The sequence below is a fragment of the Streptomyces diastatochromogenes genome (genome assembly GCF_002242805.1).
In the GTDB taxonomy this organism is placed as follows: Bacteria; Actinomycetota; Actinomycetes; order Streptomycetales; family Streptomycetaceae; genus Streptomyces; species Streptomyces diastatochromogenes.
In genome coordinates this window covers 119392-141673 of the sequence record NZ_MCGQ01000049.1, presented here as the reverse complement: position 1 = coordinate 141673, position 22282 = coordinate 119392, and the positions used below count along the sequence as shown (strand labels likewise).

At 71.2% G+C, this 22282-nt stretch carries 14 protein-coding genes; 10 read left to right on the top strand and 4 right to left on the bottom strand.

The genetic code is table 11. From position 1 onward, the window contains the following. Positions 1–402 precede the first annotated feature (402 nt). The 5 genes from BEK98_RS41135 (at position 403) to BEK98_RS41115 (ending at position 9667) form a co-directional block, all read left to right on the top strand. Complete coding sequence (locus tag BEK98_RS41135; protein ID WP_094221902.1) at positions 403–699, top strand: putative quinol monooxygenase; 297 nt, start codon at positions 403–405, stop codon at positions 697–699. A 727-nt stretch (positions 700–1426) separates the two neighbouring features. Further along, positions 1427–4303, top strand: coding sequence for a helix-turn-helix transcriptional regulator (locus tag BEK98_RS41130; protein ID WP_341869044.1), 2877 nt, complete (start codon positions 1427–1429; stop codon positions 4301–4303). A gap of 129 nt (positions 4304–4432) precedes the next feature. Beyond that, positions 4433–5236, top strand: a complete 804-nt coding sequence (locus tag BEK98_RS41125) for a hypothetical protein (protein ID WP_143684226.1) — start codon at positions 4433–4435, stop codon at positions 5234–5236. Beyond that, a complete protein-coding gene (locus BEK98_RS41120) occupies positions 5236–7479 on the top strand; it encodes a bifunctional serine/threonine-protein kinase/ABC transporter substrate-binding protein (protein ID WP_094221900.1) in 2244 nt (747 codons plus the stop codon). Before BEK98_RS41125 ends, BEK98_RS41120 begins: the two co-directional genes overlap by 1 nt. A gap of 10 nt (positions 7480–7489) precedes the next feature. Then, positions 7490–9667 (top strand): bifunctional serine/threonine-protein kinase/ABC transporter substrate-binding protein, encoded by a 2178-nt coding sequence (locus BEK98_RS41115; RefSeq protein WP_094221899.1) that lies wholly within the window; start codon positions 7490–7492, stop codon positions 9665–9667. Between the two features lie 41 nt (positions 9668–9708). Here BEK98_RS41115 and BEK98_RS41110 read toward each other — a convergent pair whose 3' ends face one another. After that, positions 9709–10209 (bottom strand): hypothetical protein, encoded by a 501-nt coding sequence (locus tag BEK98_RS41110; RefSeq protein ID WP_094221898.1) that lies wholly within the window; start codon positions 10207–10209, stop codon positions 9709–9711. A gap of 125 nt (positions 10210–10334) precedes the next feature. Further along, positions 10335–10778 (bottom strand): hypothetical protein, encoded by a 444-nt coding sequence (locus BEK98_RS41105; protein WP_208643376.1) that lies wholly within the window; start codon positions 10776–10778, stop codon positions 10335–10337. 41 nt (positions 10779–10819) lie between these two features. Between BEK98_RS41105 and BEK98_RS41100 the strand changes: the two genes are divergently transcribed. Beyond that, positions 10820–11950, top strand: a complete 1131-nt coding sequence (locus BEK98_RS41100; RefSeq protein WP_167444378.1) for a saccharopine dehydrogenase family protein — start codon at positions 10820–10822, stop codon at positions 11948–11950. A 350-nt stretch (positions 11951–12300) separates the two neighbouring features. On the opposite strand, the gene BEK98_RS41095 is transcribed toward BEK98_RS41100, so the two are convergent. Then, complete coding sequence (locus tag BEK98_RS41095) at positions 12301–13587, bottom strand: LuxR family transcriptional regulator (RefSeq protein WP_094221896.1); 1287 nt, start codon at positions 13585–13587, stop codon at positions 12301–12303. Positions 13588–13882: 295 nt separating this feature from the next. On the opposite strand from BEK98_RS41095, the gene BEK98_RS41090 reads away from it, so the two are divergent. From BEK98_RS41090 to BEK98_RS41080, 3 genes are read left to right on the top strand one after another with little or no spacing between them, the layout of a single operon-like run. Continuing rightward, entirely contained in the window at positions 13883–15256 is a 1374-nt protein-coding gene (locus tag BEK98_RS41090; RefSeq protein WP_094221895.1) for an ATP-grasp domain-containing protein, read from the top strand. Further along, positions 15253–17265, top strand: a complete 2013-nt coding sequence (locus BEK98_RS41085) for a PEP/pyruvate-binding domain-containing protein (RefSeq protein ID WP_094221894.1) — start codon at positions 15253–15255, stop codon at positions 17263–17265. Before BEK98_RS41090 ends, BEK98_RS41085 begins: the two co-directional genes overlap by 4 nt. An 8-nt stretch (positions 17266–17273) precedes the next feature. Next, positions 17274–18635 (top strand): MFS transporter, encoded by a 1362-nt coding sequence (locus tag BEK98_RS41080; RefSeq protein WP_094221893.1) that lies wholly within the window; start codon positions 17274–17276, stop codon positions 18633–18635. Positions 18636–18766: 131 nt separating this feature from the next. Here the strand turns inward: BEK98_RS41080 and BEK98_RS41075 are convergent, their stop codons facing one another. After that, positions 18767–20410, bottom strand: coding sequence for a M4 family metallopeptidase (locus tag BEK98_RS41075; RefSeq protein ID WP_094221892.1), 1644 nt, complete (start codon positions 20408–20410; stop codon positions 18767–18769). Positions 20411–21331: 921 nt separating this feature from the next. Here BEK98_RS41075 and BEK98_RS41070 point away from each other — a divergent pair. Further along, positions 21332–22219: a YihY/virulence factor BrkB family protein gene (locus tag BEK98_RS41070; RefSeq protein ID WP_094221891.1), complete on the top strand. Its 888-nt coding sequence runs from the start codon at positions 21332–21334 to the stop codon at positions 22217–22219. Positions 22220–22282 lie beyond the last annotated feature (63 nt).

Sequence of the window (22282 nt, the reverse complement as noted above, 5' to 3'; positions counted from 1 at the left end):
CGGCCCCTACTGGCATGTCGCGGCAGGCGGCTGGGTGACCCCGCCAGGCCCGGTCACCATCGAGGTGGGCACGCCGTCGCGGGACATCCGCCTCGTGACCGCTCGTGGTACGGGCGACGGGACAGTAGCCCTTCATTTCCCGCGCGCAGCATGCCTGTTGCTCGGCCGAACCCCCATGACGCTCCGGGGCCGCGCAGATTGCCTCCCCCTGCGCGGCCCTGGAGTCCCGCGCGCTCTGGTCCGGCGGCCGGCGACGCCGACGGAGGAGCGTCGATACCCGAACTCGGCTTGGCTGTAGTCGAGCTGGTATAGGCGTGCCCCGTAGGATCCTTCTGTTTCGGTCTTCGTCTCACAGATCGAATATCGAAGCAGAGCGAGCCGGCCGGCCTTTAGGGTCCCGGCATGTCTGAGATACGACTCCTGGTCATGATCACTTGTCTCCCCGGACGCGGTCAGGAACAGGCCGACGCCTTCACCCGTCTCGCCCCTCTCGTCCGCGCCGAAGACGGGTGCCTCCACTACGACCTTCACCGCACCGACGACCCCGACCGGTTCGTGCTGCTGGAGCAGTGGGCCTCTCAGGAAGCCCTCGCTGCTCACGACACCGCTCCTCACATGGTCGAGGCGGACGCGGCCAACAAAGCCTTCCGCGCGGGCCCGGTCGACGTGATCCGGTTGCACGCCGACCCCATCGCCTGACCACGCGAGAGCCCCGCTGCACCCCGAGGTAGGGATCTCAGTTCCCGCGTCCGTGTGAGTGGCCGCGCTCCGGCTCTGACCGAACCACGACCAAGATCACACCAAGTCAGCACGGGAGTCAGCACTGCACCGTTAAATCACCCGTAAATACGCCTCTCGGACAGCGCTCGTTTCGGCCGCTTCAAGCGGCCCAACCACCCTTCATTGAGCGGGCATGCTGGCCACACGCATAGCCAACCCCCAAACTATGTTGTCCCGCCACATGTGCGCCTGACCTGCATGTTTCTACCGTGTGCCGACACGTACCCGCCCCCACCGCGAACCCGGTCACAAAAGTCAGCACGGAACCAGCACCGGAACTCAACCGCGCTGGTTGGACCAAGCAGACGAGAGCTCCGTGCGGGACGAGGCTCGGATTCCAGAGCCCGGCGGGACTCACGGACTGTAGTCACTTTCCGGTTTCCAGGCGAGCCAACGCACGTAGCTACATGACCGCGCGTACGCCGACCCCGCTTCACCAACAGCCACCCGGAAGTCGCTGGGAGGTCAGCCGGTCCGGTCGAGCACGCTCCAGGCGAGAACCTGGGCGGCGCACCCTCCTTGCTCCGCCCTGCGACGCATCCGGCCCCGGGCACCCGGTGCCCGCTGTGCGGCCCCATAAGGTGAGCTGTGGGGAACGAACATCGACGCGGGTGAGCAGGTCACCGGCTGAACGGGGGGCGACGGCGTGGCAGGACTGGTGGGCAGGTCGTCGGAACTCGCACGGCTGGACGCCCTGCTTGCGGACCTGGGCCGGTCAGACCTGGCGAAGGTCGTCGACATCGTCGGTGAACCCGGCATCGGGAAGAGCAAGTTGCTCGACGAAGTGTGCGCGCGGGCCCGCACAACCGGGTTCACCGTACTGCGCGGCCGGGCCACGGAGTACGAACAGCACGTCCCCTACCAGTTGTTCAGCGACGCGTTGGCCGACCCCGGCCCACAGGACGCCGACCCCGCCCTCGCCGAAGCGCACTCGGTGCTGTCCGGCATCCGGAAGGGGCCGGGCGACGGATCCGCCGAAGGCACCGCCGCCCGGTTCGAGCTGCATCGTATGATCGCCGCGTTCCTGACACAGTTGGGTGAGCAGGGTCTGGTGCTGGCCCTGGACGACCTGCACTGGGCGGATCCCGCCTCCCGCGAGCTCGTGGACCATCTGATCCGGCACCCTGCGCGCGGACGCGTCCTCCTGGTGGTGGCCCGGCGGGTCCGGCAGACACCGACCTCTCTGACCGCGGCGCTGGCGCGCGGCGCAGCCGGCGGAGCCGTGCTCCAGCTCACCCTGGAGCCGCTCTCCGAGCAGGAATCCGTCCTGGCGCTGGCTCCCGACGTTCCCGAGGACCGGGCCAAGCGGCTGCACGCCGCCAGCGAGGGCAACCCCCTGTATCTGTTCGCCCTGGTGCACGCCTACCGCACAGGGGTGTCACCGCACGGCCTCACGCCCGACAGACACGGTGACGCCCTGGACCCGGCCGGCGTACCCGGTGGGCTCGCCGCGCTGCTGCTCGACGAGTTGGCCACGCTCACCGGGCCGCAGCGCCGGACCGTCGAGGCGGTCGCGGCGCTCGGCGACCACGCGACGCTCGGCATGCTGGCCGTGGCGACCGGGCTGTCCCCCCAGGACATCGAGAACGAGACCGGTGCCCTGGTCGTACGGGATCTGCTGCGCTCCGGACCGGACGGCCGGTGGGCGCTGCGCCATCCCCTGCTCCGGGCCCTGGTCTACGAGGGAACCGCGCCGGGGTGGCGGGCCGAGGTCCACCGCCGGGCCGCGCGCGAACTGGCCCGTGGCGGCGCTCCCGCCACCGAGCGGGCCCGCCACGTCGAACGGTCGCTGACCGGCTGGGACCCCCAGGCCGCACAGGTGCTCGTCGAGGCCGCCGCAGGGTTCGCGGCGACCGCGCCGGCCACGGCCGCCCATCTGCTGGATGTCGTCCTCACTCATATGCCGGACAGCCCCGACCGTTTCGGACAACGCGGCGAACTGGTCCTGGCCCGCGCCCGCGCGCTGGGCGTCAGCGGGAGCCTCCAGGAGAGCCGGGACCTGCTGCACATCCTGATCGAGACGGCCGGCAAGGGCCATCCTGAACTGCGTACGCAGGCCGTCGCCCAGTGCGCTGTGATGGAGCGGCACCTCGGCCACTCCCCCGAGGCCACCGCCCTGCTGCGCCGTGAGCTGTCCCGCGATCCGGGCCCGTCCCCCACCCAGGCGGTCTCCCTGCGACTGGCTCTCGGGATGTCCGCCCTGCTGACCGCGTCCTACCCGGAGGCACGCGAGGACGTCGCGCAGGCTGTCGCCGTCGCGCGTTCCCACGACCATCCGACCGGCGAGGCGGCGGCGCTGGCCCTGGCAGCCCTGGGCGAGGCGTACGAGGGGGAGACGGAGGCGGCGGCTCGTTTCGCCGATGCCGCCGGTTCACTCGCGGACGCGCTGACCGATCCCGGTCTCGCGGATCTGTGCGAGGCGCTGGTCTGGCTGGCCTGGGCGGAAACCCTGCTGGAGCGCTACGGCGACGCCGAGCGGCACATCACCCGAGGGCTCCGCATCGCCCGCCGCACCGGACAACTCCACGTCCTGCCCCACCTGTTGACGAGCCGGGCCTTCGTCCACCTCACCACCTGCCGGCTGCCGTCCGCGCTGGAGGCCGCCGAGGAGGCGGAGTCCATCGCCCGGGCCGCGGGCAGCGACGAACTCCTGGGCTTCACCCTGGCCATCAAGACACTGGTGCTGTTGCTGGTACGTCCGCTGGGGGACGGCAGTGCCCTGTCCACCGGCGAGGAGGCCGTCGCCGCGGCAGGCCGGAGCAGGGGCTGGTGGTCCTCCCTGGCCTGGTGCATGCTCGGGCACGCGACGTACGCGAGCGGAGACCCCCACCGCGCGCAGGAGGCCATCACGACGGCAGGCGGCGGCGCTGAACTGCCGTTGCTGCAACCGTCGATCCGTCCGGGTCAGCTCGACACCCTCGTGGGCGCGGCCCTCGCCGCCGGTGACGTGGACCAGGCCGTGCGCTGGGCCGCACAGGCGATGCGCGAGGCCGACCGGCTCCATCTCGACGGTCAGCGCGCGGCCGCCCTGCGTGCCGAGGCCTCGCTGGTCGAGCGCCACGGCGACACCGGCACAGCCGTACGGCTCCTCGAAGCGGCCGCAGAGGAATACGTCCGCTGCGGCCAGACCCTGTGGGAGGCATACTCCCTGCTCCGGGCGGCGCCCCTGGCGCAGCGCATCGGGCAGGGGGCGCGCGCCGCCGTGATGTGGCACCGGGCCCACCGGATCGCCGTCGCCGGCGGTGCACGCCTGCTGGTGGACCTCGCCGAATTGATCCGCCCCCAGGTGATGACGGAGACGGCGACGGTGCCGGCGCAGCTGGCGGAGCTGACGGCCCGTGAGCTGGAGGTGGCCGAGCTCGTGGCGCGGGGGCTGAGCAACCAGGACATCGCCGCTCGGCTCCACCTCAGCCGGCGCACCGTCGAGACCCACCTGTCCTCCATCTACCGCAAGGCGTCGGTGCCCTCCCGCGCGGCCCTGGCCGGACTCATGACCCGCGTCGGACTGGGAGCCGGACCCTGAACGACGTCCGGTGATCAGTTGGGACGCGGCGAAACACGTAGGGAGTTACGTGTTTCCACTGAGGCCTCTTCCCCTCGCGGCCGTCTACGTTCGGCAGTCGGACGGATCAATCGGTGCAGAGGGGACTGCGTGAAGAGCAACACCCGGGTTGTGCGGGGAAGTTGGGTGGCGCTCGTGGTGGCGGGGAGTCTGCTGGCCGGGTGTTCGGCACAGGGGGCGGACGGCGGCTCCGCGCGTCGAACGGGGTCTCCCACGCACACCGCGGCGCCCCCGTCGGGCGGCTCTTCCGCCACCCCCGCCTTCAGACCCGACGCCGACCTCGTCCCGAGGACCTCGAAGGACGGGCAGGATCTGGTGGACTCCGTGGTGTTCGCTCCGGGCGACTGGGGCCGGGGCTTCGTCGCGCAGGACCCGGCCGAGAGCACCCCGGGCACCTGGGCCGTGCTGGACGACAACTGCCGCTGGGAGCGGCCGAAGCTCCCCCGAGGCGTACTGGCCGGCCTGTCCCGCTACAGCCGGCTGCCCGCAGGCGGAGGGAAAGGTGCCGTCAAGGTGACGGCCTCGGCCACCGTGCACTCCTCCGTCCTCGGCGCCGACGACCAGCTGAGCACCACGCTGGAGGAACCCCTGCGCTGCCCGGAGCAACAGACACGAGCCGACGAACGGATCACGGGGCTGAACTCCCTCGGCACCCCCTTCGGCGCCCGCGAGCAGGACTACGCCGACGACTCGGTACTGGAGGCCGGTCAGTACGTCGGGAAGGGCGGCAACGCCCAGCCGTACCTGTGGATGGTCGCCCGGCTGGGCACGGTCGTCGCGGCCGTCTCCGTGACGGGCGGAAAGGGGCACCCCCAGGAAGAACTCCAGGGACTGGGCAGCACCGCCCTGGGTCAGATGCTGGTGCGCGTCCGGCAGCGATTGAAGGGGAAGTGATGGAGCCGCTGCGTACCTCGGACCCGTCCCGGCTGGCGAGCCATCGGCTGCTCGGGCGGCTCGGCGCGGGTGGGATGGGTGTGGTCTACCTGGCCCGCTCGGCCGGCGGTGCACTGGTCGCGCTGAAGGTGATTCAGGCCGAGTACGCCGAGGACGCCGGATTCCGGGAGCGTTTCCGGCGCGAGGCCGAGACGGCCCGCCGGATGACCAGCCCTTGGGTGGCGTCTCTGGTGGACGCGGACCCCGAGGCAGCGGCGCCCTGGCTGGCCACCGTCTTCGTGCCGGGGCCCTCGCTGGGCGAGGCCGTCGCCGCACACGGGTCGCTGCCCGTACGGAGCGTGCGGGTGCTGGGCGCCCGGCTCGCCCAGGCGCTGAGCGACCTCCACGCGGTCGGTCTCGTGCACCGGGACGTCAAGCCGGGCAACGTGCTGCTGGCGCTCGACGGCCCCCGGCTGATCGACTTCGGTGTGGCCCGCGATCTGCAGGACACCGCGCTCACGTCGACCGGTGTCGTGGTCGGCACCCCCGGCTTCCTGGCACCGGAACAGGCCCAGGGCGGGCGGGAGGTGGGCCCGGCCGGCGACGTCTTCTCGCTGGGCTGCGTGCTGGCCCACGCGGCCACCGGCCGGCCCCCGTTCGGTACGGGCTCCCTCGACGCGCTGCTGTACCGAACGGTGCACGACACCCCGGATCTGGAGGGTGTTCCGCAGGAGCTCGCCGAAGTGGTGCGCGGCTGTCTGGAGAAGGACCCGCGGCAGCGGCCCACTGCGGAGGCGTTGTCGCAGGCCCTCGCGGACACCGAGCCCGCCGACCCGCGGGAGATCCTCCGGGCGGTACGTCCTTCCGCACGGCAGGATCAGGAACCCGCTGACGAGGACTGGTTGCCCGAGCCGTTGATCCGGCTGATCGCCGAACGGTCGGCCGCAGGGCTCGGGCTGCCCGCCGTCGATGACACCGAGGTCGCCTCCGAGTCCGCCGACACCACCGCGGCGGACGACGCGGACGCACAGCCATCGGGTCGTGCCGTCGGCAGACGCCGTCTCCTCGTCCTCACCGGGGGCGCGGTGACCGTCGCGGCCGGAGGCGGTCTGGCCGCCTGGGCCGCTCTCTCCGGTGACGGCAAGGGGAACGGCTCCACCGCCGCCCCGACGGCAAAGGGGCCCGTGCACACGATCGGCCTGCACGCCGATCTGAGCGGTGACCACAGGGCGGTGGGCCGGGCTCAGGAGCGGGGACTGCGGCTCGCGGTCGACGAGTTCAACTCCCGTGGCGACAGGCCGTTCACGCTCGCCGTGCGGACGGTGGACGACGGCGGGGTTCCGGCCAGGGCCCCGGCGGTGGCCAAGCGGCTGGTCACCGACCCTTCCGTGCTGGCCGTGATCGGTCCCACCACGGACGACACCGCCCTGGCCTCGCTGGCGACGTACGACACCGCGGCACTGCCCCTCATCGCGGTGTCACCCGGCGCCACCGTGCTGGGCGTGACGGGCAGCCGGTCCTTCCTCCACGCCCGCGTGACGGACACGATCCTGCCGTTCTATCTCCGCGCCTACCTGCACGGCACCGCGAAGTCGCACACGATCGGGATCGTCGACGACCGGGCGGCGGACGCGTACGGGTGGGAGATCAGCAGCGCGCTCTCCCGCATGCTTCACCAGGACCGGCAGCCGGTCGTCCCCAAGGTGGTCAGCGCGCTGCGCAGGGACTTCGGACCGACGCTCGACGCCCTGCTCGAGGGTGGAGCGGACTCGGTGGTGTTCGCCGGCTACCACGACCGCGCCGCGCTGTTGGCCAGGGAATTGACGCACCGTCACTTCGCCGGCGCGCGAGCCGCCGCCCAGGGAGTGCTCGACACCCGGTTCCTGTCCGCCGCCGGGGAGGCGGCCGACGGCTGGGTGGTCGTCGCCCCCGTCATGGACGCCTCCGTGGCACCCGAGGCCAAGGCGTTCGCGGCCGCGTACCGCAGGCGTTTCGACGCCGAACCGCAGCGGTATGCCGTCGAGGCGTACGACGTGGCCCGGTTGATCGTGCAGACGCTGAGTTCGCCGTCCGCCGGGCGCGTGACCCGGCAGAACCTGGCGACGGCGCTGCGCGGGGCCTCGTACAAGGGGATCACGAAGAACTTCGCCTTCGACAAGAAGACGGGGTCACTGGTCATCGACGGCCGCGGCGTCTATCTGTGGAAGGTCGACGGCGGCCGGTTCAGGTACCAGGGCGCGGCGCCGTTCCAGGTGTCCACCTGATGGGGCGTTGATGGAGCCGTTGCGCGGCGCCGACCCGGCCGGGATCGCGGGCTACCGGCTGCTGCGCCGGCTGGGCGCGGGCGGCATGGGCGTGGTGTACCTGGCCCGCTCCGGCTCGGGCTCACTGGCCGCTGTGAAGGTCATCCGCGCCGCGCATGCGGACGATCCGGGTTTCCGGGCCCGCTTCCGCCGTGAGGTGGAGACGGCGGGCCGGGTCACCAGCCCCTGGGTCGTACCGCTGCTCGACGCGGACCCGGACGCGGAGTCGCCGTGGCTCGCCACGGCGTTCGTGCCGGGCCCCTCACTGGCGGAGGCGGTCGAGGAGTGCGGGCCACTGCCGTACCGCTCGGTGCGGTTCCTGGGGGCCCGTCTCGCCGAGGCGCTGGAGGCCGTGCACGGGGCAGGTCTGGTGCACCGGGACGTCAAGCCGGGCAATGTGCTGCTCGCGGTCGACGGACCGCGGATGATCGACTTCGGTATCGCCCGGATGCCGGAGGACACCGCGCTCACCGCCAGCGGGATGGTGGTCGGCTCCCCCGGATTCCTCTCCCCCGAACAGGCCCGGGGACGAGGCAGGGAGATCGGCCCGGCCAGCGACGTCTTCTCGCTCGGCTGTCTGCTGGCATTCGCCGCGACGGGCGAACGCCCCTTCGGCCGGGGCTCCGCGGCCGAGGCGCTGGTGCGTACGGTCCACGACGAACCCGACCTGGACGGCGTACCGGCACCGCTGCTGCTGTTGCTGCGGAACTGTCTGGCCAAGGAGCCGGGCTCCCGGCCCCCCGTGGCCGACATCCGGCGAGTCCTGGACGGGACGGAGCCCGACGACCGGAACAGCGAGGGCGGGGGCTGGTTGCCCGAATCGTCCACCCGGCTGATCGCGCGCCGTTCGACCGCCGCTCTCGCCCTGCCCGCCGTCGAGGCGACCGAGGTGTCCGGCGCTCCGCCCGGCATCGACACCGTGCACGACTCGGAGGAGCCGCCGAAGGGCGCCACGCGACGCCGCTTCCTGGTGCTGGGCTCGGCCGCCGGGGTTCTGGCGGCGGGCGCGACGGCGGCCTGGTGGACGGCGGACCGCCCCGGTCGTGCATCGACGCGCGGCGGCGGCACCCGGCTTCCGCGCACGGTGGTCGCCCTGCACGCCGATCTGACGGGAGGACACAAGGCAGCAGGACTCGCCCAGGAGAACGGTGTCCGGCTCGCCGTCGACCATCTCAACTCCCGTACCGACCGCGGCTTCGACCTCGCGCTCCAGGTGCACGACGACGCGGGCAGCCCGACCCGGGCGCGACGGATCGCGCGGCAACTCGCGGCCGACAAACGGGTCCGCGCAGTGATCGGACCGACCACCGACGCCTGTGCCGAGGCCGTTGTCGCCGAATACCAGAAGGCACTGCTGCCCGTGGTCTCCGTGTCGGTCGGGCTCGAAGGAGTGACGTACCGGACGTACGCGGCCACCCGGCCCCCCGACCGCAACCTGGCGGCGCCCCTGGTCGCGTACCTCGTCCGCACCGCCCGAGCCCGCAGGACGGTGCTGATCGACGACGCGGCCGAAGGAGACTTCAGCTGGAACATCTGCGCATCGGTCGGTGACGCCATGCGCTCCGGGCGGCACGCGACGACCCGGCGTACCCTCGCCGCCGAGGACGACACCGCCGACGACTTCCGTGCCCTCGCGGAGTCGGTGGTCGACGCGGAAGCGGACGCGGTGGTGTTCGCCGGCGGACATGCGCGCGCCGCGAAACTGGCGGTCGCGCTGCGCGGCGCCGGCTACTCGGGGGTGCGACTGGCCACCGAGCGCGCTCTCGACCCCCGCTTCCTCGCCTCGGCGGGCAACGCCGCCGAGGGATGGGTCTTCGCCACCGCCTTCCTCGATCCGACGCGTGTGACGGCCGCGAAGTCCTTCGTCACCGCCTACCGCGAACGCTTCGGCACCGCCCCGCCCTGGTACTCCGCCGAGGCCTACGACGCGGCGCTCTTCGTGGGCCGCGCGATGACGACGCCGGGCGCGTCCGGCGCGGCACGCGGCACGATCGTGGGACGGCTGCGCGACATCGACTACCGCGGGATCACCAAGAGACTGCGCTACACGTCGTCGAGCACCGGCTACACCGTGAAGGCGCTGTACCTCTTCCGGGCGTCCGGCGGCCGATTCCGCTTTCTCGGCCAGTACGAGGACGCCACGGCCTGAGCCGGTGCAGGGACGGGAAGCGACCGGCCCGCCCGACCGCGTCAGGAATCCTCGATGGCTGTCACGTAGGTCCAGCCGTGCCGAACGTTTCCGCGTTCCCGGCAGTCGACGCGAGTGACGTCGGGCCCTCCGTTGCTGCGCGAGAGCAATCCGCTGATCAGCGTGCGGTACGCGAAGAACAGCGTCGCGGCCACGGTCACGACGAAGGCCATTTCAGGCCCGTACCCCGTGCTCGTGGCGGTGCGGGTCACGTGGAAGAAGCCGTAGCCGCTGAGGACCGTCGCCGGCGCGCACACCTTCCACAACAACCCGTGCCTGCGGCGCTCACCGCGCACTTCGGCGAACGACGGGAGCGTCACCAGGAGTCGAGCGCCGCAGTGGTCGCACGTCGCGTGGGCCTCGTTCCTGCGTTGCTCGAACCGCTCCAGACGGCCCGCGTCGTCGTTGGTGAGGGCGATCGTTCGCGTGTGGTTGTGACCGCCCTCCTGGGTGACGATGTGCGTGATCCTGTACTCGAAGGTCCCCGACACCTCTGCGGCCACGGCTCCCGCCCCTCCCCCTGGTCCGGTTCACCTTCGATTCTCGGGCCCCCGCGGCGGCGTACCGCCGGGATCGCACCACCCGGAACAACCCTGTGACGCCACTGGGAACTGCTGCTGACGAAGGACTACCGCCGCCCTGCGGCCAGGTACCGGGCCCGCCACTGCGGCAGACAGTCGTGCAGGTACAGCACGAAGGGGATCCACCAGATCAGATCGTTGGTGACGAGGATGACGCCGGAGGCCAGGGGCCACTCCCCGGTGAGGGCCAGCCACAGCCAGCCGAGCGGTCCGAGGACCTTGCCGGCCAGGCCGACCGCCGCGACGGCAAGGCCTTCGGCGGGGCGGAGGGCCACGTCCAGATAGAGAAGCCCGTACAGGCCGAGCACCATGCCGAGCGTCATGAAGATCTGCGGGTGGTTCTGCGGGGGCATGCCGGCGATCCGGAACAGCCATTGCGGGTCGACGGCCGCGTAGCAGCCCCAGACGATGTTGTAGACGCCGGCCGCCGCGAAGACCCGTCGGTGCAGTCGCTCACGGGGAACGGGAGAAGTCTCGCTCGATGGGAACACGGCCCTATTGTCGTGTCCACGTAGCGGTAGCATGCCGCCGCATGGGGGAATCGAACATCGTCGTGGTCGGGGGCAGCGGCTTCTACGGCCGGTACGTCGTCGCTGATCTGCTGCGCCGTCCCGACGTCCGCGTCACCGTCGTCTCCCGCAGACCGCCACATCCCGCCTTCGCCTCCGACCGGGTCCGCTGGGTCGCCGGCGACCGCGACGCTCCGGAGCGGCTGGGCGACCTCCTGGGTGACGCGGTCGCGGTCGTGCACTGCGCGGGCCCGTTCCAGGCCATGGACGGCGCCGGCACCCACCCGCTCGGGCCGCTGCGGGCGGCGGTGGCCGCCGGGGTTCCGTACGTGGACATCTGCGAGGACCGCGGCTTTCTGCGCGCGGCGGCGACGGTGGCCCGCTCGGCGACGGCTCCCGTCCTCACCGGGGCGTCCGTCGTACCCGGCCTCCAGGCACTGATCGTCCACGACCTCGCACACGGCATGGACCGTGTCGACGGCGTCCTGTGCTGTGCCGCTCCCGACACCCGGCGCCACCGCGGCCCAGCGATGTTCGAGGCGATGATGCACGGCGCGGGGCTCCCGTTCACCGCTCCTCGCGGGGGCGTACCCACCGTGGTGCACGGCTGGTCCGAACCCGAGTGGACCGTGTTCCCGCCGCCGGTCGGCAGACGGCTGGTGCACCAGGTGTACGAGATGGCCGACCTGGACGTCCTTGCCGAACTGTGCGGCGCCCGCACGATCGCTTTCAAGGCCGGTACCGAATTCACCGTCGTCAACCGGGCTTTGGGGCTCTTCGCCGCGCTGCGGGCCCGCACCGGGCGGCCCCGCGCCACCCGGCGCTGGACCCCGCTGGTGCGCGCGGTGTCGTGGCTCGTCGGCCGGGTCGGCGACGAGGCAGGCGGCTTCACGGTCACCGTGAGGGGGGAGTGCGGCGGGCTGCCGGTCACCCGCCGACTGGGCATGACGGCCCGGCAGGACGGCGGCCGCATTCCCTCACTGCTCGCCGGCATCGCCGTCGACCACCTGCTGGCGGGCCGGCTCCGCACCACCGGCCTCGTCCCGCTCCACTCCTGGCTGGCACCGCACGAACTGCGCGCGGCGCTGCGCGACCGCGGGATCGACCTGTGGCGGAGCGACGACGAGGACGGCTGGCGCCCTTGGGAAGAGTGACGAGCCGTCAGGCCGCCACCTCCCGTGTGTAGGCGTGGTGCTTGCGCTGTCCAGCCGATCGGCAGTCGTCGCCGGCAAGCGCTCCGAGATCCGACAGACGTAGCCCTCGGACGTGCGGAGATCTTCGGCGGTGCGGGCGCGCCCACGCCGTGGCCGGCGTCCCAGCGGATGAGCCGCGGGGTGCCGGCGGCGGCCTGGCTGCGAGACGGAGTCGCCCTGTCTTGGGTGCAGGTGCCGGATCGGATCCGTCCATTGCTTCGTGACCTTCCGGCCGTACGCGGACGCCGCCCCGCCCGGCGTCAACGGTGCGAGCCCCTTCTTCCGACGGTGCCTGGACGGGAGCGGAGCGTTCAGACCGGGCTTGCGGGGTGCGCCGCCGTCGAGGACCGGGGCGGCCATGTCTGTGATGAGAGGATGCCGAGCACGTAGGCTCGGGCGACCAGCGCCGGCCGGGTGGCGGCGTCGAGCAGGGCGCGCAGGCGGCTCAGGTGGTAGTCCAGTGTCTGCCGGGACAGGCGCAGCGTCCCTGCGATGTCCGCGTTGCTGTGCCCGGCCGCCAGCAGGGCGAGTATGCGGACCTGGGCGGCCGTCAGGTCCGGTCGGGCCTGATGTGGCAGGCCGAGGTGAGTGCCGACGGCCCATACGCCGGACACACCGGGGGTGGTACCGCACACGGTGCTCAGATGGATTCGGGCCCGGCGCCGCCGGCCGTCCCGGTCGACGAGTACGGCACAGGTGCGGGCGCTTCGGCGCCGGCCACTGATCAGGTCGTCCCAGATCCGGTGCAGGGCGCTCCGTTCGGGTGTCCTGGCGAGCAAGGTGTCGGCCGGCAGGCCTATCAGGTCGGAGAGCCGGATGCGCAGGACATCGGCGACAACGGTGCCGGCCTCGCTGACCCGGCCGTCCGGGGTCAGGCGGACGCAGAGCAGTCCGCTGTGGTCGCGCAGGGCCTGTAAGTCGGCCTCGGCCTGGTGTCGTTGGTCCAGCACCTGGGCGTAGTCGGTGACGTCGACGTAGATGCCCGCGACACAGCGGGCCGCGCCCCAGCGGACGGGGAAGCGGTAGCCCGCCGCACGGCCCGAGCAACCGTCGACGCGCCGGTAGGTGAGGGTGTGCCGTACCGGCCGGCCGCGCATCAGGACCTCCTGGTCGAGGGCGAGGAACCGGGTGATGTCACCGGCTTCGTCGACGTCGGCGAGGTGACGGCCGATGACGGCGTCGCGCGTGGTGCCGTACAGGTGGGCGTAGGCATGGTTGGCCCACAGGTAGCGGCCCGTGGCATCGCGCACGAATGCCGCGGCCGGAGCGAGATCGGCGAACGTGGCGTACGGGTCGTCGCCCGGCCGGTCGACCACTTCGATCGCCACTCCCCTGCTGCCGTGCCGTCCCGGCGCGCCGCCGAGTTCCGGCCAGTGGACGTGGAAGGTTCTGCCCTCGAAACACGCACGGTACGGGCCGCAGCCGGACGCGCTGGACGGGCCGCCGCCGTCCGCGTGGAGGGCCTCGAGGAATCGGCGGGTGGCGCGCCGGTCGTCGAACGCGGCGCCCCCGCTGTCGACCACGCCCAGGCCGCTGTCGGCTTCCCACCAGGACACCGCAAGAGGCGCGAGTAACGCCTTGAAATCAGCTTCGTCCACGTCCAACTCCTTCAATCCTGCACCACATCACTTTGGGTGACACCTCATGCGTATCCCGTAGGGGAGGGGGCATGCGAGCGGGGCGGACGCTCCGTGCTGTGCGTCGGCGGCTCATCGGCGGCGCTAGCGCATGACCACACCGTCACCTGGCGCGGATCGGCGGCAGCAGTAAGGCATTTGCCTGAGTGCTTCGGGAATCTCGGCACCTCGGACGCGGGCAGGTGCTGGTTCGCTTGAAGGAGACGGCGCGGGCGGCCCAGTGGCCGCCCCACGACATCAAAGGAGTTGGAGTTCCGTGAACAAGGTGCTGTACGTGCATGCCAAGGGCGGCCCTCCGGTGGGCCATGCCCTGACGCGGGTGGCCGCGAGGTCCGCGGTGCACCTACTGGCGCTCAGCGAACTGCCCTCCTCCGTGGCCTCTGACGCTGCGAGGCTGTGCGCGTCGGTCGTCACACCCCTCGACGCCCGCGGTGGCGACCTGGTCGAGCTCATCACCGCCCGAGCCCGCGAGGTGGGGGCGGACGCTGTTCTCACCTTCTCGGAGTACGCGGTGGTGGCGGTCGCCGAGGCGTCCCGGCGGCTCGGGCTGAGGGGTGCCGGTCCCGCCGCCGCCCTCGCACGCGACAAACGCCTGATGCGCGCCGCGTGGAAGCGCCGCGGCATACCGCAGCCGCGGTTCCGCGCCGTCACCAGTGCGGCCGAACTGGAGCGCGCGACCATCGAGTTGTCATGTCCACTTCTTTTAAAGGCGGCCTGGAGCGCCGGCTCGACCGCACACCAGATCATCGAGCGGCCCGCGGACGCGCCGGCCGCCTGGCAGCGGTCGCGCGCGGTGATGGCCGAGTCCGCACTGCTCGGATTCGCGGAACTGCACGTTCCCGGCGCCTCGGAGGACTTCATCGTCGAGGAGATCGTCAGAGGGTGTGCCGAGGAGTGGTTCGACGGCCCCGGTTGGGGTGACTACGTCAGCGTCGAGGGCGTGGTCGTCGACGGAGAATTCCGTCCCGTCTGCCTGAGCGGGCGGATGCCGACGGTGGCGCCCTTCACCGAGCGCGCCGGTATCACCCCGGCCGCCGTCGGAAGCGAGGCCCAGCACACCATCGTGGACCTCGCCCGGCAGGCCGTGGATGCCCTGGGGCTGGAGAACTGCGGCACCCACACGGAGATCAAGCTGGGCAGGGAAGGCCGTATGTGGGTCATCGAGACGGCCGCGCGGTTCGGCGGGGCGATGACGGTGCCGCAGATCGAGGAGGTCTTCGGCCTGGATCTGGTCGGTATGTTCACCGACCAACTGCTCGGCGGCTCACCCGCCTGGCCCGCACGGGCGTTGACACCCGAGGATGCCACGGGCGCGGCCGGATCGCTGGTGGTCCTCGCCGTGCAGGGCGACGGCACCCCTTGGCCCCGCCGCCATCGATGGGACGCCTCGGCGGTCGTCCGTTCGGCGCCGGTCAGCGCCGGCAGCACGCTGTCCGTCGTCCGCGAGAGCTCTCTGCCGGACGGGGCCCCCGTGCCGGTCTACGAGCCTGCCGCCGGGGCCAACACCATGGCGGGCCTGTGCCTGTTGTCGGCGGACCGGCCGCAGTCCGTCGTCAGCGACTTCACCGCCCTGGTCGACGCGCTGCCGCGCATCCTGCCCACGGACGCCACCGAGGGGGCCCGGCCATGACCCGCGCACCGCACCAGGCCAACCTCCCCGACACGGCGGGCGATCGTACCGTCGTCGGCGCCAACCTCTCGCTGCCGTTGTTCCGCGCGCTGTCCGGCGTGCTCGCCGGACACCCGTACCTGAAGATCGTGGTGGACAGGTCCGAGGACACCTGGCACCTGCTCGACACCCGGGTGCACCCCTTCCACGTCGACTACATCGCCACGCGCATCCTCGGCATGAGGACGGACGAACTCGACACCGCTCTGGACGCGTTCAACGCATCCGTGTACATGGCGCCTGACCGCCGCTTCCTGCTCGGGGTGCTGTCCCTGCACAGCGACGAGGACGCCGAGGGCTCCGAGCGGCCCTTCCTGGTCCTGGAGACGACCGAGGCGGACACCATGCACGCCGCTCTGCTGGAGGAGTTCTACCACTACGTTCGCGCAAGGGTGGACGGGCGGCTTCCCCTGCTGCTGAAACCGGCGAACCACGGGCAGGAGCACGAACTCGCCTCGGTCAGTGAGGCACGCGTGCCGCGCATCCTCAGCCAGGAGCTGTTCGGCAACCGGACCCGGACCTGCCTCAACCCGGGCGTGGCCGAAGGCCGACTGCGCTGGTTTCGCCATCTGGCGGAGTACCGCAGCGCCGCCCCACAGCTCGGCTGGGCGGACATCGTCGCGATGGCCTGCCTGCCCGATGACGTGCCCCGGGTGGCGGGGTTCGTCAACACGGAGCCCACGACGCCGCTTTCGCACACCAACGTCCTGGCGTCGGGCTGGGGCATCCCGAACGCCATCGTCCGCGACCTGGACGCTCTGGTGCGGCGGGACGGACTGGACGGCGCATGGGTCCGCTACCGGGTGTCCGAGGACGCCATCACCCTGGAGCGGCTGTCCGACGCCCCGGTCCTGGAGAGGCCGGTCTGGCACCAGCAGCGCATCCGCATCGACGCACCCCTGCTGGCCGAGGCGCCGATCATGGCTCTGCACCGGCTGCGGCGCGCCGACCGCGACAGCTACGGCACCAAGGCCGCCAACCTCGGCGAACTGCACCATGTCCTGGACAGCCGTACGGCGGACCTGACCGCGTTCTACGCACGCCAGCGCCCGCCGCGGCCCGATCTGCTCACCCACCTGGCCCTACGGCTCGGCGAGCCGGAAGCGCCCGTGGAACGGCTGCAGGCCGCGGCGGCCGAACGCGTGGCGGCCACCGTCCGGGCACCCGAGGGGGTGGCGCTCCCGTTCCGCCTGCACCATCTCTTCCTGACCTCGTCGGCCGCTCTGCAGCAGGGCATCGGCAAGCTGAAGATGGCGCTCGAACTCGAAGCGCTCGACGTGATCGACTCCCTCTGTCTGGACCTGCAGCGCCTGATGCACAGCACGCCGATCCCCGGCGAGGTGGCACGGGCCGTCACGGGCGCGGTGCCGGGTCTGCCGGCCGACGGACGTCGTCTCGTGGTGCGCTCGTCCTCCAACGCCGAGGACCTGCCCGGTTTCTCGGCCGCCGGGATCTACGACTCGGTGACCACCGTGCGCGGTGAGGAGCAGTTGCTGGACGCGGTGCGGCAGGTGTGGACGTCGTTGCTGTCGCCACGGAGCGTACGTCTGCGGCACGAGGCCGGCATCGTGCTGGACGACACCTACATGGGAGTGATCATCCAGCAGTACGTGCCCGCCGCTCTCGGGGGTGTGCTGGTGACCTGCAATCCGACCCGGCGTGAGGACTTCCGCAACGTGTACGTGAACTGCACGGCCGGTTCGCCGGAGCGGGTGGTCGACGGCACGGTCCTGCCCCACCAGTACTTGTACAACACGGTCGAGGGCGGCGGGCGCACCGTGGACGTCGGCTCGTCGGGGGAGGACTTCCCGTCGGACACCCGCACGTCACTGGGCGAACTGGCCTTGGTGGGGCGTCTGCTGCAGTCCCACTTCAGCGCGGCCGACCCCGACGACGCGCTGGACATCGAGTGGCTCATGACCACCGAGGGGGCGTTCCATTTGGTCCAGGTCCGCCCGTACGCCCGGTGAGGCGCTCCATGACTTCTGTGTGGCGCCGCTCCGCGGATCCGGCCATGAGCACGGCCGCCCGCCGCATCATCCGCCTCAACAACGGGTTCCAGCTGTTGTTCAACCTGTTGTGGTGGATGCCCGTGTTCTACGCCTACCAGCGTGCCGCGGGTCTGTCGGACGGCCAGATCTTCGGCATCCAGAGCATCTACTACGTCGCCTTCTGCCTGTTCGAGATACCCACGGGAGTCGTCGCCGACCGCGCCGGTGCCCGCAACTGCCTGCGCGCGGGCGCGGTGGTCATGACGGCGGCGAACATGGTGCCGGTGCTGGCGCCCTCGTACCCGGGCTTCCTCGTGCACTTCCTAGCGATCGCCGCCGGGCGCTCCCTGACCTCGGGCGCGGCGAGCGCCTGCCTGTACGACGGCTTGCGCGCCGAGGGAGCGGACGCCCACTACCTCAGGGCGGAGGGAACGGCGCGTGCCCTCGGGCTCGCCGCCAAGGTCGTCTGCTGGCCGCTCGTCGGACCGCTGATGTCTGTGGCCCACCAGTCGCCGTACGTGCTCAGCGCGGCGAGCGCGGCGGGCTCTCTCGGCTGCGCCCTCGCCCTGCCCCGGATCGCCGCCGGCGCCACGGGCGCGGGGGCGAGCACTCGTGGGCGGCGGAGGGGAGCTCTGCTGCGGGACACCGGCGCCGCCCTGCGCACCCTTCGGTCGTCACCGTGGCTGGCCCTGCTCATGGTGCAGGGCGTGGCGGTCTTCACGCTGTCGCGGATCTGCCAGGTCAATCTGTTCCAGCCGGTGTTGCTCGAGCACGGCATCGCAGAGAGCAGCCACGGCAGTGTCCTCGCGGCGATGACGGTAGCCGAGGCGGTGACCTCCGCCCGGCCCCAGTGGCTGAGCCGGCGGCTGTCGCCCGCGGCCTGGGTGTCCCTGCTGAGCGTCGCGCTCGCCGCCGCACTCGCCGGCACGACTGTCGGCGGCCCGTGGGCCGTGGCCGGGCTGCTGTGTGCGTTCGCTGCGATCACCGGGTTCGGCTATCCGGTGCAGCGCAAGCTCATCAACGACGCCATCCCGAAGGGGGCCCCGCGTGCCACGCTGCTTTCGGTGGAGAGCATCGTGGACCGCGGCGTGTGTGCGGTGGCGGCAGTGGCCGCGGGCGCGTACCTGGCGGCGGGCCGGCTCGACGCGCTTCTGTGGCAGTCCGCCGCGGTCACCTGCGTGCTGATACCGGTGCTGCATCTGGCTCTGCGCCGCGTGAGTCCGGCGTCGGCCGCGCGTGGGACGCGTGGAGCGCACGGTGCCGACGCGGCCTCCGCCAAGGCAGTCGCACAGCCGGTGGAGGAGCCCGTTGCCCTGCCCGTCGACGAGGGCGTGGCCCCGCACCCCTGAGCCGCCCCAGGCGGCTGACCGCGCCTGGGGGCACACACCCCCAGCAGGCCACCGGGTGCGGCACCGGCAGTGAAGTCGAGGGCCAGGGGCGGCACCGGGGGGTCCCGGCTGCCGCCCCTGGCCTGTGGGGATCAGCTCACGTTGACTGCGGACCAGGCTGCCTCGACCGTCTTGTACTCGGTGCTCGAGGCACCGTAGAGGTCGGATGCCGCCTTGAGGGTGCCGGCGCGGGCGCCCTTGTAGTCGGTCGTCGAGGTGAAGTACGCGGTCAGCGCCTTGTACCAGATCTGCAGCGCCTTGTCCCGGCCGATGCCGGTGACCTTGGAGCCGTCCTGGGTGGGCGAGTCGTAGCTCACGCCGTTGATCGTCTTCGCGCCGCTGCCTTCGGACAGCAGGTAGAAGAAGTGGTTGGCGACGCCGGACGAGTAGTGCACGTCCAGGCCGCCCACGCTGGAGGACCAGTAGTCGGCGGAGCCGCCGTCCTTGCTGGGCTTGTCCATGTAGCGCAGCGGCTTGCCGTCGCCGTTGATGTTGATCTTCTCGCCGATGAGGTAGTCACCCGGGTCGGACGAGTTGTCGGCGTAGAACTCCACGCCGGTCCCCATGATGTCGCTGGTCGCCTCGTTCAGACCGCCGGACTCACCGGTGTACTCCAGCCCGGCGGTGTTGGACGTGACACCGTGGCTCATCTCGTGCCCGGCCACGTCGAGCGCGGTGAGCGGGTCCTTGTCGCCCTCACCGTCGCCGTAGGTCATGCAGAAGCAGCTGTCGTCCCAGAACGCGTTCACGTACGACTTGCCGTAGTGCACACGGGAGTACGCACCCACGCCGTCGTTCTTGATGCCGCTGCGGCCGAAGGCCTTCTTGTAGAAGTCCCAGGTCTCCTGGGCCCCATAAGCGGCGTCCGCGGCGGCGGTCGCCGCGTTCGACACCGTTCCGTCGCCCCAGGTGTCGCTGGACTGGGAGAACAGCGTGCCGTTGCCAGAGGTTCCGTGGTCGAGGTTGTTGGTCTTGTGACCACCGCGCGAGGCGTCGGTGAGGGTGTAGGACGAGCCTGACTGCGTCGTCGACAGGTCCACCTTGCCGCTGTAGTGGGTGTTGCCGACGCCGGTCTCTATGCCCTGGTACTGGAAGAGCTTCTTGCCGGTGGCGGCGTCGGTGACGACGTGCAACTGGTTCGGGGTGCCGTCGTCCTGCAGGCCGCCGACGACCGTCTCGTAGGCGAGAACGGGCTTGCCGCTCACCGCCCATACGACCTTGCGCGGAGTCTGGTCCGCGGCGGTCTTCGCCGACCCCGCCGCCTTGGCCAGGCCCAGGGCCTGCTTCTCGGCCTTGGCGGCGGCGATCCGCGGCGTGAGCGAGGCAAGCTTCAGCTTCGCCTTCGTGGCAGTGGAGACGCCCTCGGTCCTGCCGGAGTTGGTGGTGTGGACGACCAGGTCGCCGCCGAGCACCGGCAGGCCCGCATACGTGCGCTCGTAGCGGGTGTGGACGGTGCCGTCCGCATCCTTAACGACGTCCTTGACGACCAGCTTCTCCTTGGCGCCGAGACCTATGTGCTGCGCGGTCCGGGCCGCGTCGGCCTGCGCCTGCCGGATCAGCCCCGTACGGGCGGCCGCCGACAGCGTGACCGGAGCTGCGGCGAGGCGGGCGGGACCGGCGGTGGGCCGGGCGGTGGCAGTGGTGGTGAGCGCGGTGCTCAGAAGTGCCGTGGTGGCGGCGACGGCTGTGGCCGCGGCCAAAGCGGTGCGCCGGTGGCGTGTGTCGCGGGAGGTCACACAAGCTCCTTTTGTGGGGGGAACGTCCGGCCGGTATGGGGCCGACCGGGACGGTTGTGGATGTTGTCGTGCTCGTGCGGCGGTTGGAGAGAGGGTGGCATGGATGGCATGGACATGCCATCACCATCAAGATGACGTCGACGACAAAGCGCCAATCCCCGAACGAGGTCCGAGGCTGGCTCACGGCATGCCGACTGCAGCCCTCGCGGACGCTGCATCCGCGCGGGCCGGCTCTTCCTGGTCGGCGGGCCTCAGCCTCCGGACACGCTTGATGAGCGCGTCACGCATGGCGTACGCGCACCAGAAGACGGGGCCGCCGGGCTTCCGATCAGCCGACGCGTTCTCCGACTTCGAATTGTTCGAGGACTCCGACATACCATCGGCACCGGACGCCAGAGGGCGGTGCGGGAGGCTCAGTCAGGGCCTGCAGCGGCACCCGTTCCGCTCAGGGGCAAGGCAGTGGCAGGCAGGCCGAAATCGGCGGGGTGCATGAAGTCTCCATAGGGCGTGGGGGGTTGGAGATGCACACACGAGGCAACCTCAGCCTCGACAGGATCCGCTACGCGCGTGGACCAGATACGACAACTCCCCCACCCTGCCTTCACCAGCAGCGCACAGAGCCAGACCCGGACCGTCCCCACACCCGCTTCTTTCCCTTGGCCGCCGTTCCCACGTCTCGTCCTTCACGGTGTGCCATGTCATCAGACGCCGGGGCATTCTCTTCGACCGCGCCGTGAGCCAGTGAGATGAGCGTGCCGTCGCGATCGACAAGCCCCTAAGGCACCATCCGCTCGACCAAGATGACACCAAGCGCAATGACATGTAAGCGAGGGACGCTTTCAAGAAGTGACCCGTCGTTGTCGCACAGCGCAGCGGGTGGCAGGAAGCGGTGTCCGCATCGAAGGTGAGAGCATCCGCTCCATGGAGAATGGAGATGGTCGGACGGCTCGGTGGTGGGCGGCGCTGCGCCGCGTTCCGGTTGTCGTCTGGGACGACGACGTAACGGACTGGGCCGCTGCGCTGACCTATTACGCCGTGCTGGCCCTGTTCCCACTGCTGCTGGTAATCCTCTCGATCCTGGGTCTCACCGTGCCCACAGCCAAGCCGGAGGTCATCGACCGCATGTCGCAGGCCGTCCCGGTCGCGTCCCGCGCTCTGCTGCGCAGCGCCCTGCGGCAGATGGCCGGACAGTCGTCAGCGGCATGGACGCTGGTCTTTCTCGGAGGTTCGGCAGCCCTGTGGTCAGGTTCCAGCTATCTGAGTGTCTTCCGCCGGGCGTTGCACGCCATGCATCGGATCGATGCGCACCGGCCGGTCTGGCGAACCGCTCCGCGCATCATCGCCACAGCCCTCGTCCTGATCACCCTGCTTCTGACGTCGACCCTGGCGTTGTTCCTCACCGGCAACCTGGCCCGGCGTCTGGGCCGTGCACTGAATCTGGGGATCGGGCCGCAGGCCGCCTGGGACGCACTTCGATGGCCGGTCGCGGCCGCGGTTGCCGTCGCCCTGGTGCTGGTCCTGTACCGCTCGGGCCCTGCGTCCTCCCGCCCCGTGCGGAAGATGGCGCCGGGCGGCATGCTGGCGGTGGTGCTCCTGTTGAGCGTCTCGCTCGGATTCGCTGCCTACACCTCCCACGTCAGCACCTATCACCGTCTGTATGGTTCACTGGCCGGTGTCGTGATCTTCCTGATCTGGCTGTGGCTGTCCAATCTGGCCCTTCTTGTGGGCGCGCAATTCAACGCAGAGCTGGGGAAGCCCGCTCTTGGGGAAAGTACCGATCCTCCGTCACCTGCGGCGCCCCGCCCCTAGCTGACGGCAGGTACAGGCGCCTCGACACGCACGTGCTGACCCCGCCCGGCTGTCGGGCTACCG

What these genes read in the sequence shown, in the direction of transcription:
- BEK98_RS41135 (WP_094221902.1), top strand. Translation starts at nt 403, where the DNA reads ATGTCTGAGATACGACTCCTGGTCATGATCACTTGTCTCCCCGGACGC.
- BEK98_RS41120 (WP_094221900.1), top strand. Translation starts at nt 5,236, where the DNA reads ATGGAGCCGCTGCGTACCTCGGACCCGTCCCGGCTGGCGAGCCATCGG.
- BEK98_RS41115 (WP_094221899.1), top strand. Translation starts at nt 7,490, where the DNA reads ATGGAGCCGTTGCGCGGCGCCGACCCGGCCGGGATCGCGGGCTACCGG.
- BEK98_RS41100 (WP_167444378.1), top strand. Translation starts at nt 10,820, where the DNA reads ATGGGGGAATCGAACATCGTCGTGGTCGGGGGCAGCGGCTTCTACGGC.
- BEK98_RS41085 (WP_094221894.1), top strand. Translation starts at nt 15,253, where the DNA reads ATGACCCGCGCACCGCACCAGGCCAACCTCCCCGACACGGCGGGCGAT.
- BEK98_RS41080 (WP_094221893.1), top strand. Translation starts at nt 17,274, where the DNA reads ATGACTTCTGTGTGGCGCCGCTCCGCGGATCCGGCCATGAGCACGGCC.
- BEK98_RS41070 (WP_094221891.1), top strand. Translation starts at nt 21,332, where the DNA reads ATGGAGAATGGAGATGGTCGGACGGCTCGGTGGTGGGCGGCGCTGCGC.